The sequence below is a fragment of the Azospirillum sp. genome (assembly GCF_035628975.1).
Taxonomy (GTDB): Bacteria; Pseudomonadota; Alphaproteobacteria; order Azospirillales; family Azospirillaceae; genus Azospirillum.
On the sequence record NZ_DASPIS010000073.1, the window covers coordinates 1 to 12,871 of the forward strand.

Below are 12,871 nucleotides of genomic sequence, written 5' to 3' on the forward strand. Positions count from 1 at the left end.
CCGCCACACCCCGTTCTTCACCAACTACCGTCCGCAGTTCTACTTCCGTACGACGGACGTGACGGGCATGGTCTCGCTGCCGGAAGGCGTCGAGATGGTGATGCCGGGTGACAACGTCGCCATGGAAGTGGCTCTGATCGCTCCGATCGCCATGGACGAAGGCCTGCGCTTCGCCATCCGCGAAGGTGGCCGTACCGTCGGCGCCGGCGTCGTTGCCAAGATCGTCGAGTGATGCTATAAGCCTGCCTCCCCCGTCGGGCTCCGGCTCGGCGGGGGAGTTTTATCTGCGTAAAGAGTACGGGCGGGCTTCCGCAAAGCCGTTCTAAAAAGTTATTCCGAAAGTCAGGTCGAAAGGCCTTGACACCGCCGCCGAAAGAATGCTTTAAGCGGCGTCCCACGCCGAAGGGTGTGGCCGGACGGAGATAGGAGTGTAGCTCAATTGGTAGAGCACCGGTCTCCAAAACCGGGGGTTGGGGGTTCGAGCCCCTCCACTCCTGCCATCCCGTCCCAATAACGGCCGTCTCAACGACGGTTAGGGTAAAAGCGGCGCCCTTCACAGTCGCTTCGGAGCTCGCACGGTTCGCACGATGGCTAAAGTCAATCCCGCAGAATTCGCGCGCGAGGTCCGCCGCGAGGTAGCCAGGGTCACCTGGCCGACCCGCAAGGAAACCGGCATCACGACCGCCATGGTCTTCGTCATGGTCGTGCTGGCCGCCCTGTTCTTCCTCGTCGTCGATCAGGTGCTGGCGGTTGCCGTTCGCTTGATCCTTGGGCTGGGAGGCTAAGACATGGCTGCGCGCTGGTACGTCGTTCACGTCTATTCGGGTTTCGAAAAGAAGGTCGCCCAGGCCATCCGCGAAAAGGCGGCTCAGAAGGGTCTGGAAGACAAGTTCGAGGAAATCCTGGTCCCGACCGAAGAAGTGGTCGAAGTGCGCCGGGGTTCCAAGATCAACACGGAGCGCAAGTTCTTCCCCGGCTACGTCCTCGTCAAGATGGACCTGACCGACGAATCCTGGTCGCTGGTGAAGAATACGCCGAAGGTTACGGACTTCCTGGGTGGCGGCGGCAAGCCGCAGCCGATTTCCCAGCGCGAGGCCGAGCGGATCATCCATCAGGTGCAGGAAGGCTTTGAGCGCCCCAAGCCCTCGATCACCTTCGAGGTGGGCGAGCAGGTTCGAGTGAGCGACGGCCCCTTCACCTCGTTCAATGGCGTCGTCGAGGAAGTCGACGAAGAGAAGTCCCGCCTCAAGGTGGCGGTTTCGATCTTCGGCCGCTCCACGCCGGTCGAGTTGGAATACACGCAGGTCGAAAAGATCTGAGCGCAAGGTTCCAAAGTGTTTCGTGTCGGAGCTGCCGGTGCTTGCATCGGTGGCTCCATTCTGTTGCGGGAGGCTCGCCATGGCCGAACCGCAAAACCCCGCGACGCAGCGCCGGGCCAGCCGGTCGAGAGCGTGACGCGTCGTCCCAGGAGGTTGTGAGATGGCGAAGAAAATCGTCGGTTACATCAAGCTGCAGGTCCCGGCCGGCAAGGCCAACCCGTCGCCGCCCATCGGCCCGGCGCTGGGTCAGCGCGGCCTGAACATCATGGAGTTCTGCAAGGCGTTCAACGCCAAGACGGCGGACCTGGAAGTCGGCATGCCGATTCCGGTGGTCATCACCGCCTATGGCGACCGCACCTTCACCTTCGTGACCAAGACCCCGCCGGTCAGCTACTTCCTCAAGAAGGCTTCGGGCAAGGACAAGGGTTCGACGACCCCCGGCAAGGGCGGTTTCGTCGGCCAGGTCACGACCTCGCAGATCCGCGAGATCGCCCAGAAGAAGATGGTCGACCTGAACGCGCACGACGTCGACGCCGCTGCGACGATGATCGCCGGTTCCGCCCGCTCGATGGGCCTCGAAGTGGTGGAGGGCTGATCCTATGGCGAAGCTGGGCAAGCGTCTGACCGACGCCTACAAGAACGTCGACCGCGACTCCTTCTACTCGCTGGAACAGGCCGTCACCCTGGTCAAGGGCGCCGCGAAGGCCAAGTTCGACGAGACCATCGAGATCGCGATGAACCTCGGCATCGATCCGCGCCACGCCGACCAGATGGTCCGCGGCGTCGTGAACCTGCCGAACGGCACCGGCAAGACCGTCCGCGTGGCGGTGTTCGCCCGTGGCGCCAAGGTCGATGAGGCTCTGGCCGCCGGCGCCGACGTGGTCGGCGGCGACGACCTCGCCGAACAGATCCTGGCCGGCAACATCAACTTCGACCGCTGCATCGCCTCGCCCGACATGATGGGCGTGGTCGGCAAGCTCGGTAAGGTTCTCGGCCCGCGCGGCCTGATGCCGAACCCGAAGCTGGGCACCGTGACCCCCGACGTGGCCGGCGCCGTCAAGGCCGCCAAGGCCGGCGCGGTGGAGTTCCGTGCGGAGAAGACCGGTATCGTTCACGCCGGCGTCGGCAAGGTCAGCTTCTCGGAAGAGGCGCTGGTACAGAACATCCGCGCCTTCGTCGATGCCATCAGCCGTGCCAAGCCGACCGGCGCCAAGGGCCAGTACCTGTTGAAGGTCTCGCTCTCGTCGACGATGGGCCCGGGCCTGAAGCTCGACCTCGCCAGCGTGTCGGCTCCCGCCGCCTGACGACCCGTTTCGCCGCTGCTGCCCCAGGGCAGCGGCGGTGACCGGGTGGACTGCCCGAGGGGGAAACCCCAACGGCGCCCACCCACCCCTGTCCGAGACCGCTGGTGTCCGAACCCGACCGCAAGGGAAGGGGAGGGCTTAAAATCCACCCGCGCAGACAGGAGTTGAACCCGTTTACCCCTCCGGCCCCGGCGCATGCGTGCGGTTGGTCCGGTTCAGGAACGGCTTGAACTTCTGGGACAGGTTCGCCGGACCTCCGGCCCTTCGGGGACGGGGGTTCATGTAAACCTCTGTGCAAGGAGGCGATCCGTGGATCGTACACAAAAAGAAGCGACGATCGCGGCTCTGCAATCGAAGCTCCAGGACACGGGCCTGGTGGTGGTCACCCACCATCTGGGCCTGACGGTGAAGGAAGTCACCGACCTGCGTGCGAAGGTTCGGGCTGCTGGCGCCAGCTTCAAAGTGACGAAGAACCGGCTCGCCCGTCGTTCCCTTCAGGGGACGCAGTTCGAAGGTCTGGACGGTCTCTTCAAGGGACCGACGGCGATCGCCTACTCGAAGGATCCCGTTGCGGCCGCCAAGGTGGTGGCCGACTACGCGAAGACCAACGAGAAGCTCAAGATCGTCGGCGCCAGCCTCGGCACCCAGATTCTGGACGCGGAGGGGGTCAAGGCCCTCGCCTCGCTCCCGTCGCTGGACGAACTGCGTGGCCGTCTCGTGGGCATGATCCAGACCCCGGCGACCCGTATCGCCGGCGTTCTCCAGGCTCCGGGTGGCCAGGTCGCCCGCGTGCTTGCTGCCTACGCGAAGAAGGACGACGAGGCGGCTGCCTAACCAGGCCTAGTCACTCGTTTTTCACATCCCCAGAACTCAAGTCGTTTGGAGTAGTAACATGGCTGATCTGCAGAAGCTCGTCGACGATCTGTCGGCCCTGACCGTCCTGGAAGCCGCCGAGCTGTCGAAGCTCCTCGAAGAGAAGTGGGGCGTCTCCGCCGCCGCTCCGGTGGCCGTTGCCGCCGCCGGCCCGGCCGCTGCCGCTGCCGCTCCGGCCGAAGAGCAGACCGAGTTCACGGTGATCCTCGCCGATGCCGGCGACAAGAAGATCAACGTGATTAAGGAAGTCCGCGCGATCACCGGCCTGGGCCTGAAGGAAGCCAAGGACCTGGTCGAGGGCGCTCCGAAGCCGGTCAAGGAAGGCGCCACGAAGGACGAGGCCGCCAAGATCAAGAAGCAGCTTGAAGAGGCCGGCGCCAAGGTCGATATTAAGTAAGACCTTGTTGCGTTACGGATCATACAGTTCCACGCCGGACGGCGGCCGGTCCCCCAGGGGACCTGCCGCCGCACGGCGTTTTCTGCCTTCCGCCGGACCGGGCTCGCCCGGCCCGGCTCTTTCCGTCCCCATCATGGGGATGGCCCGCGCGGGCGCCCTTGGGACCGGTCGACACCAGTCGGCTTGATCCCGCGGTCGGTTGAACGGTCGGTATAACGCGCATCACGTACAGACGTTTGGGGACATCCATGGCCAAATCCTTTACGGGTCGTAAACGTGTTCGGAAGAGCTTCGGGCGCATCCCGGAAGTCACCCAGATGCCCAACCTCATCGAGGTGCAGCGCAGCTCCTACGATCACTTCCTGCAAATGGACGTCGCCCCGGAAAAGCGGGCGAACCTGGGCCTGCAGGAAGTCTTCAAGTCGGTCTTCCCGATCAAGGACTTCTCCGACCGCGCGGTGCTGGATTTCGTCAAGTACGAGCTTGAGCAGCCGAAGTACGACGTCGAGGAGTGCCAGCAGCGCGGCATGACCTTCGCCGCCCCGCTGAAGGTCACCCTCCGCCTGTCCGTGTTCGACGTCGAGGAAGATACCGGCCTCCGGTCCATTCGCGACATCAAGGAGCAGGACGTCTACATGGGCGACATGCCCCTGATGACGGCCAACGGCACCTTCATCATCAACGGCACCGAGCGCGTCATCGTTTCCCAGATGCACCGCAGCCCGGGTGTCTTCTTCGACCATGACAAGGGCAAGACCCACGCGTCGGGCAAGTATCTGTTCGCCGCGCGCGTCATCCCCTACCGCGGTTCCTGGCTCGACTTCGAGTTCGACGCCAAGGATCTCGTCTATGTGCGCATCGACCGCCGCCGCAAGCTGCCGGCCACCACGCTGCTGTTCGCTCTGGACGGCGCGGAGACCGAGGCTCTGCGCACCGAGCGCAAGGCGAACCGCAAGGACCTGCTGCCCTATGAGGCGCAGGGCATGTCGAAGGAAGAGATTCTCAACTACTTCTACGACACCATCACCTACAGCCGCTCCGCCGGCGGTTGGAAGACCCCGTTCAGCGCCGAGCGCATGAAGGGCGTCAAGCTGGCGTCGGACCTGGTCGATGCCGCCACCGGCGCCATCGTCGCCGAGGCCGGCACCAAGATGACCCCGCGCGTCATCAAGAAGCTGGTCGAGGCCGGCCTGACCGAGCAGCAGGTCTCCACCGAGGAGCTGACCGGCCGCTATCTCGCCGTCGACATCATCAACGAGCGCACGGGCGAAGTCCTGTTCGAAGCCGGTGACGAGCTGTCGGCGAGCGACCTGGAGAAGTTGGAGAAGACCGGCGTCGACGAGCTGCCGGTGCTGGCGATCGACCACCTGAACGTCGGCGCCTACATCCGCAACACGATGAATGCGGACCGCAACGCCAGCCGCGAAGATGCGCTGATCGACATCTACCGCGTCATGCGTCCGGGCGAGCCGCCGACCCTGGAGTCGGCCGAGGCGCTGTTCTCGGGCCTGTTCTTCGACAGCGAGCGCTACGACCTGTCGGCCGTCGGCCGCGTCAAGATGAACGCGCGCCTGAACTTCCAGACCGACGACCAGATGCGCGTTCTCCGCAAGGAGGACATCCTGGAGATCCTGAAGGTTCTGGTGAACCTGAAGGACGGCCGCGGCGAGATCGACGACATCGACCATCTCGGCAACCGTCGCGTCCGCTCTGTCGGCGAGCTGATGGAGAACCAGTACCGCGTCGGTCTGCTGCGCATGGAACGTGCGATCCGCGAGCGTATGAGCTCGGTCGAGATCGACACGGTGATGCCGCACGACCTGATCAACGCCAAGCCGGCCGCCGCCGCCGTGCGCGAGTTCTTCGGCTCGTCGCAGCTGTCGCAGTTCATGGACCAGACCAACCCGCTGTCCGAGATCACGCACAAGCGTCGCCTCTCGGCTCTCGGCCCGGGCGGTCTGACCCGCGAGCGCGCCGGCTTCGAGGTGCGCGACGTGCATCCGACGCATTACGGCCGCATCTGCCCGATTGAGACCCCCGAAGGTCCGAACATCGGCCTGATCAACTCGCTGGCGACCTACGCCCGCGTGAACCAGTACGGCTTCATCGAGAGCCCCTACCGCAAGGTCATCGACGGCAAGGTCACCAACGAGGTGGTCTACCTGTCGGCGATGGAGGAGGGCCGCTACGTCGTCGCCCAGGCGAACGCCGAGCTGAACCCCGACAACAGCTTCGCCGCCGATCTGGTGTCCTGCCGCCAGGGCGGTGAATACCTGATGTTCCGGCCGGAAGCGATCGACCTGATCGACGTCTCGCCGAAGCAGCTGGTGTCCGTCGCCGCGGCGCTGATCCCGTTCCTGGAGAACGACGACGCCAACCGCGCGCTGATGGGCTCGAACATGCAGCGTCAGGCGGTGCCGCTGGTGAAGGCCGACGCGCCGCTGGTCGGCACGGGCATGGAGGCGACCGTCGCCCGCGACAGCGGCGTGACCATCGTCGCCAAGCGTTCGGGCATCGTCGACCAGGTCGACGCCACCCGCATCGTCGTCCGTGCCACCGACAGCTCGGACAGCACGGCGCCGGGTGTCGACATCTACAACCTGCTGAAGTTCCAGCGTTCCAACCAGAACACCTGCATCACCCAGCGTCCGCTGGTGAAGGTGGGTGACCGGGTGAACGCCGGCGACATCGTGGCCGACGGCCCGTCGACCGATCTCGGCGAGCTGGCGCTCGGCCGGAACGTGCTCGTCGCGTTCATGCCGTGGAACGGCTACAACTTCGAGGACTCGATCCTCATCAACGAGCGCATCGTCAAGGACGACGTCTTCACCTCGATCCACATCGAGGAATTCGAGGTCATGGCCCGCGACACCAAGCTGGGCCAGGAGGAAATCACCCGCGACATTCCGAACGTGGGTGAGGAAGCTCTGAAGAACCTCGACGAGGCTGGCATCGTCTACATCGGCGCCGAGGTCCGTCCGGGCGACATCCTGGTCGGCAAGGTGACGCCGAAGGGCGAAAGCCCGATGACGCCGGAAGAGAAGCTGCTGCGCGCCATCTTCGGCGAGAAGGCTTCCGATGTCCGCGACACCTCGCTGCGCCTGCCGCCGGGTGTGGTCGGCACCATCGTCGAGGTCCGCGTGTTCAGCCGCCGCGGCGTCGACAAGGACGAGCGCGCCCTGGCGATCGAACGCGCCGAGATCGAGAAGCTGGCCAAGGACCGCGACGACGAGCGCGGCATCCTGGAGCGCAGCTTCTACACCCGCCTGAAGGAAGTGCTGATCGGTCAGACCGCGCAGTCCGGCCCGAAGGGCATGAAGGGCGGCACCGTCCTGACCGACGAGGTGCTGGCCGGCCTGTCGAAGGGCCTGTGGCGCCAGATCGCCATCGCCGACGAGCAGGTGATGGAGACCGTCGAAAACCTGGCCAAGGTGTTCGACGACTCGATCAAGGCCCTGCAGGACCGCTTCGAGAACAAGGTCGACAAGCTGCAGCGCGGTGACGAGCTGCCGCCGGGCGTCATGAAGATGGTCAAGGTCTTCGTCGCGGTGAAGCGCAAGCTGCAGCCGGGCGACAAGATGGCCGGCCGTCACGGCAACAAGGGTGTCGTCTCGCGCATCATCCCGCAGGAGGACATGCCCTACCTGGAAGACGGCACGCCCGTCGATCTGGTGCTGAACCCGCTGGGCGTGCCGTCGCGCATGAACGTCGGTCAGATCCTGGAAACCCACCTCGGGTGGGCGGCCTCGGGTCTCGGCAAGCAGATCGGCCGTGCGGTCGACCAGTACCGTCTGGCGATCCGCCAGAAGGCCGAAGGCGCTCCCCAGTTGGAGGCCCTGCGCAGCACGCTGAAGTCGGCGTACGGCGAGGTGACCTACAACGAGGACATCGCCGACATGACCGACGGCGAGCTGCTGGAACTGGGCGGCAACCTGCGCAAGGGCGTGCCCTTCGCGACGCCGGTCTTCGACGGCGCCCGCGAGGAGGATATCTGCGTCCATCTGGAACGCGCCGGCTTCGACCGGTCGGGCCAGTCGACGCTGGTGGACGGCCGCACCGGCGAGACCTTCGATCGCAAGGTCACCGTCGGCTACATCTACATGCTGAAGCTGCACCACCTGGTGGACGACAAGATCCACGCGCGGTCGATCGGTCCCTACTCGCTGGTCACGCAGCAGCCGCTGGGCGGCAAGGCCCAGTTCGGCGGTCAGCGCTTCGGTGAGATGGAGGTCTGGGCGCTCGAAGCCTACGGCGCCGCCTACACGCTGCAGGAAATGCTGACGGTGAAGTCGGACGACGTGTCCGGCCGCACCAAGGTCTACGAGGCCATTGTCCGCGGCGACGACAACTTCGAGGCCGGCATTCCGGAGTCGTTCAACGTGCTGGTCAAGGAGCTGCGCTCGCTCGGCCTGAACGTCGAACTGAACCAGCGGTCCTACTGAGCCGATTTGACGTGACCAAACCCCGGAACGGTGCGTTCGCGCCGTTCCGGGGTCATGCACTGCCCTTAACCGACAACGCGGCGATGCCAGCGGGAGACGGTCATGAATGAGTTGATGAACATTTTCGGTCAGGTCCAGGGGCCGCAGAGCTTCGATCAGATCCGCATCCAGATCGCGAGCCCAGAGCGGATCCGGTCCTGGTCCTACGGCGAGATCAAGAAGCCGGAAACCATCAACTACCGCACCTTCAAGCCGGAGCGCGACGGCCTGTTCTGCGCCCGCATCTTCGGCCCGATCAAGGATTACGAGTGCTTGTGCGGCAAGTACAAGCGCATGAAGTATCGCGGCATCATCTGCGAGAAGTGCGGCGTCGAGGTCACGCTGTCGAAGGTCCGGCGCGAGCGCATGGGCCACATCGAACTGGCGTCCCCCGTCGCGCACATCTGGTTCCTGAAGTCGCTGCCGAGCCGCATCGGTCTGCTGCTCGACATGACGCTCAAGGACCTGGAGCGCATCCTCTATTTCGAAAACTACGTCGTCATCGAGCCGGGCCTCACCCCGTTGAAGCTGCATTCGCTGCTGAACGAGGAAGAGTACCTGAACGCCCAGGACGAGTACGGCGAGGACGCCTTCACCGCGTCGATCGGTGCCGAAGCGCTGCGCATCATGCTGTCCGCGCTCGACCTCGACGAGGAGAAGAAGCGCTGCCGTGAGGATTTGCGCGACACCAACTCCGAAGCCAAGCGCAAGAAGCTGGTCAAGCGCCTGAAGCTGATCGACGCCTTCCTGGCTTCGCAGTCGCGTCCGGAGTGGATGATCCTGGAAGTCATTCCGGTGATCCCGCCCGAACTGCGTCCGCTGGTCCCGCTGGATGGCGGCCGCTTCGCCACGTCCGATCTGAACGACCTGTACCGCCGCGTCATCAACCGCAACAACCGTTTGAAGCGGCTGATCGAGCTGAAGGCGCCGGACATCATCGTCCGCAACGAGAAGCGCATGCTGCAGGAGGCCGTCGACGCTCTGTTCGACAACGGCCGCCGTGGCCGCGTCATCACCGGCGCCAACAAGCGTCCGCTGAAGTCGCTGTCCGACATGCTGAAGGGCAAGCAGGGCCGCTTCCGTCAGAACCTGCTCGGCAAGCGCGTCGACTATTCGGGCCGTTCGGTCATCGTCGTCGGTCCGGAGCTGAAGCTGCACCAGTGCGGCCTGCCGAAGAAGATGGCGCTGGAGCTGTTCAAGCCCTTCATCTACGCCAAGCTGGAGCTGTACGGTCTCGCCTCCACCATCAAGGCCGCCAAGCGGATGGTGGAAAAGGAACGTCCCGAGGTTTGGGACATCCTGGAAGAGGTCATCCGCGAGCATCCGGTGATGCTGAACCGTGCGCCGACGCTGCACCGTCTCGGCATCCAGGCGTTCGAGCCGACGCTGATCGAAGGCAAGGCGATCCAGTTGCACCCGCTGGTCTGCACCGCCTTCAACGCCGACTTCGACGGCGACCAGATGGCCGTGCACGTTCCGCTGAGCCTCGAGGCCCAGCTGGAAGCGCGCGTCCTGATGATGTCGACCAACAACATCCTGTCGCCCGCCAACGGCAAGCCGATCATCGTGCCGTCGCAGGACATCGTCCTCGGCATCTACTACATCTCCATGGACCGCCCGAGCGAGAAGGGCGAGGGCATGGTGTTCGCCAACGTCTCGGAGATCGAGCAGGCGCTGAACGCCAAGGTCCTGTCGATCCATGCGAAGATCAAGGCGCGCTACGTCGGCGTGGACGACGAAGGCAACGAGCTGATCAGCATCGTCGAGACGACGCCGGGCCGCATGCTGCTGTCGGAGCTGCTGCCGCGTCACCCCAAGGTGCCGTTCTCGCTGATCAACCGCGTCCTCACCAAGAAGGACGTCGGCAACGTCATCGACGCCGTCTACCGCCATTGCGGTCAGAAGGAGACGGTGATTTTCGCCGACCGCCTGATGAAGCTTGGCTTCGGCCACGCCTGCCGCGCCGGCATTTCCTTCGGCAAGGACGACATGGTCATCCCCGCCGCCAAGGAGAAGCTGGTCAACGAGTCGAAGGAGCGGGTGAAGGAGTTCGAGCAGCAGTATCTCGACGGTCTCATCACCCAGGGCGAGAAGTACAACAAGGTCGTCGACGTCTGGTCGGAATGCACCGAAAAGGTCGCCTCCGAGATGATGAAGGCGATCTCGACCACCGAAGCCGGCAAGCCGGTCAACTCGGTGTACATGATGGCCCACTCCGGTGCGCGTGGCTCCGCCGCGCAGATCCGTCAGCTGGCCGGCATGCGCGGCCTGATGGCCAAGCCATCGGGCGAGATCATCGAGACGCCGATCATCTCGAACTTCAAGGAAGGCCTGACCGTGCTGGAGTACTTCAACTCCACCCACGGCGCCCGCAAGGGTCTGGCCGACACCGCCTTGAAGACGGCGAACTCCGGTTACCTGACCCGTCGTCTGGTCGACGTGGCGCAGGACGCCATCATCGTCGAGCATGATTGCGGCACCGAGCGCGGCATCACCGTCAAGGCGGTGATCGACGGCGGCGAAGTGATCAGCCCGCTGGGCGATCGCATCCTCGGCCGCACCGTGGTCGGCGACGTGATCGACCCGCTGAACGGCGAGCTGCTCGTCGAGGACGGCGGGCTGATCGACGAGCCGACGGTCGACCGCATCGAGCGCTCGGGCATCGACTCCGTCAAGATCCGCTCGGTCCTGACCTGCGAGACCCGTGACGGCGTCTGCGCCAAGTGCTACGGCCGTGATCTGGCCCGCGGCACGCTGGTCAACACCGGCGAGGCGGTCGGCGTCATCGCGGCGCAGTCGATCGGCGAGCCGGGCACCCAGCTGACGATGCGTACCTTCCACATCGGTGGTGCGGCGCAGCGCGGAGCGGAGCAGAGCCAGATCGAGGCGGCGTTCGACGCGACCGTGCGGATCAACAACCGCAACGTCGTCATGAACTCCTCCGGCATTCCGGTCGTCATGGGCCGCAGCACAGAAGTCATCCTGCTCGATGACCAGGGCCGCGAACGGGCGCGTCACCGCGTGCCGTATGGTGCCAAGCTGCTGGCGGACGAGGGCGTGAAGGTCGAGCGCGGCGCCAAGCTGGCCGAGTGGGACCCGTACACCCTGCCGATCATCACGGAGCGTGCCGGTACCGCCCGCTACATCGACCTCGTGGAGGGTATCTCCATGCGCGAGGTGATGGACGAGGCGACGGGCATCAGCTCCAAGGTGGTCGTCGACTGGCGCCAGCAGCCGCGCGGTGCCGATCTGAAGCCGCGCATCGCGCTGGTGGACGACCGCGGCGAGCTGATCACCCTGCCGAACGGCCTGGAAGCCCGCTACTTCATGTCGGTGGACGCCATCCTGTCGGTGGAGAACGGTGCCGAAGTCCGGGCCGGCGACGTGCTGGCGCGTATCCCGCGCGAATCGTCCAAGACCCGCGACATCACCGGCGGTCTGCCGCGCGTGGCCGAACTGTTCGAGGCGCGTCGTCCGAAGGACTTCGCCATCATCTCGGAAATGAGCGGCCGCGTCGAATTCGGTAAGGATTACAAGACCAAGCGCCGCATCGTCGTCCGCAATGACGAGAGCGGTGACGAGAAGGAGTATCTGATCCCGAAGGGCAAGCACATCTCCGTGCAGGAAGGCGATTACGTCGAGCGCGGCGATCTGCTGATGGACGGCAACCCGGTGCCGCACGACATCCTGGCCGTGATGGGTGTGGAGGCCTTGGCCGACTACCTCATCAACGAGATCCAGGACGTCTATCGACTGCAGGGCGTGAAGATCAACGACAAGCACATCGAGGTGATCGTTCGCCAGATGCTGCAGAAGGTCGAGATCACCGACGCCGGCGAGACCACCTTCCTGGTGGGCGAACAGGTCGACCGTCAGGAGTTCGATGAGGAGAACGAGAAGACGGTCGCCGAGGGCCTTCAGCCGGCCCACGGCCATCCGGTTCTCCAGGGCATCACCAAGGCCAGCCTGCAGACGCGGTCCTTCATCTCGGCCGCGTCGTTCCAGGAAACCACCCGCGTCCTCACGGAAGCGGCCGTCGGCGGCAAGGTCGACAACCTGGAAGGCCTGAAGGAGAACGTCATCGTCGGCCGTCTGATCCCGGCCGGCACGGGCTCCGTGGTGAACCGCCTGAAGCTGATCGCCGCCGAGCGTGATCGTGAAGCGGCCCTGGAAGCCGGCGCTCCGGAGGAAACTCCGGCTTTGCCGACCCCGGGCGAGGAAAGCTCCGCGGCCTGATCAGTCGGACCGATTGAGTAGGGAAGGGGGCGCGTTCCGCAAGGGACGCGCCCTTTTTCATTGGGCAGCGCGGAGGGCATCGGTACGGCTCCAATCGGGAAATACCGTCCTTGACTCTCTCCATGCCTTTCCCTAAAGTCCGCGAACTTCAAAGGACGCCGGGGCTCTCCGTGCGTCCGCTTGAATCCACCGATCCCGCCGATCGGAGTCCTCCGGTCGGCTTTCGCTCATTCAGCCCGCTCGGAACGGCAACGTTTCGCA

The 12,871-nt window shown here is 64.8% G+C and carries 8 protein-coding genes, 1 tRNA gene and 1 pseudogene; all 10 read left to right on the forward strand.

Annotation, left to right across the window (positions count from 1 at the left end):
- Positions 1-232 (forward strand): annotated as a pseudogene (gene tuf, locus VD964_RS16430) (elongation factor Tu); the annotation flags it as partial.
- Between the two features lie 192 nt (positions 233-424).
- Positions 425-500, forward strand: a tRNA-Trp gene (locus VD964_RS16435).
- A gap of 87 nt (positions 501-587) precedes the next feature.
- Entirely contained in the window at positions 588-785 is a 198-nt protein-coding gene (gene secE / locus VD964_RS16440; RefSeq protein WP_014246876.1) for a preprotein translocase subunit SecE, read from the forward strand.
- Between the two features lie 3 nt (positions 786-788).
- The gene (gene nusG / locus VD964_RS16445; RefSeq protein ID WP_014246877.1) at positions 789-1,319 is read left to right on the forward strand and encodes a transcription termination/antitermination protein NusG; all 531 of its coding nucleotides are present in this window, start codon (positions 789-791) and stop codon (positions 1,317-1,319) included.
- A gap of 160 nt (positions 1,320-1,479) precedes the next feature.
- Positions 1,480-1,914 (forward strand): 50S ribosomal protein L11, encoded by a 435-nt coding sequence (gene rplK / locus VD964_RS16450; RefSeq protein ID WP_014246878.1) that lies wholly within the window; start codon positions 1,480-1,482, stop codon positions 1,912-1,914.
- 4 nt (positions 1,915-1,918) lie between these two features.
- Positions 1,919-2,623 carry a 50S ribosomal protein L1 gene (gene rplA, locus VD964_RS16455; RefSeq protein WP_324869605.1) on the forward strand — a complete coding sequence of 235 codons (705 nt, stop codon included), beginning with the start codon at positions 1,919-1,921 and terminating at the stop codon, positions 2,621-2,623.
- 309 nt (positions 2,624-2,932) lie between these two features.
- Positions 2,933-3,457: a 50S ribosomal protein L10 gene (gene rplJ / locus VD964_RS16460; protein ID WP_098740499.1), complete on the forward strand. Its 525-nt coding sequence runs from the start codon at positions 2,933-2,935 to the stop codon at positions 3,455-3,457.
- Positions 3,458-3,515: 58 nt separating this feature from the next.
- The gene (gene rplL / locus VD964_RS16465; RefSeq protein ID WP_014246882.1) at positions 3,516-3,893 is read left to right on the forward strand and encodes a 50S ribosomal protein L7/L12; all 378 of its coding nucleotides are present in this window, start codon (positions 3,516-3,518) and stop codon (positions 3,891-3,893) included.
- Positions 3,894-4,141: 248 nt separating this feature from the next.
- Positions 4,142-8,335, forward strand: a complete 4,194-nt coding sequence (gene rpoB, locus VD964_RS16470; RefSeq protein WP_324869606.1) for a DNA-directed RNA polymerase subunit beta — start codon at positions 4,142-4,144, stop codon at positions 8,333-8,335.
- Positions 8,336-8,437: 102 nt separating this feature from the next.
- Positions 8,438-12,610: a DNA-directed RNA polymerase subunit beta' gene (rpoC, locus tag VD964_RS16475; RefSeq protein ID WP_324869607.1), complete on the forward strand. Its 4,173-nt coding sequence runs from the start codon at positions 8,438-8,440 to the stop codon at positions 12,608-12,610.
- Positions 12,611-12,871: the final 261 nt, after the last annotated feature.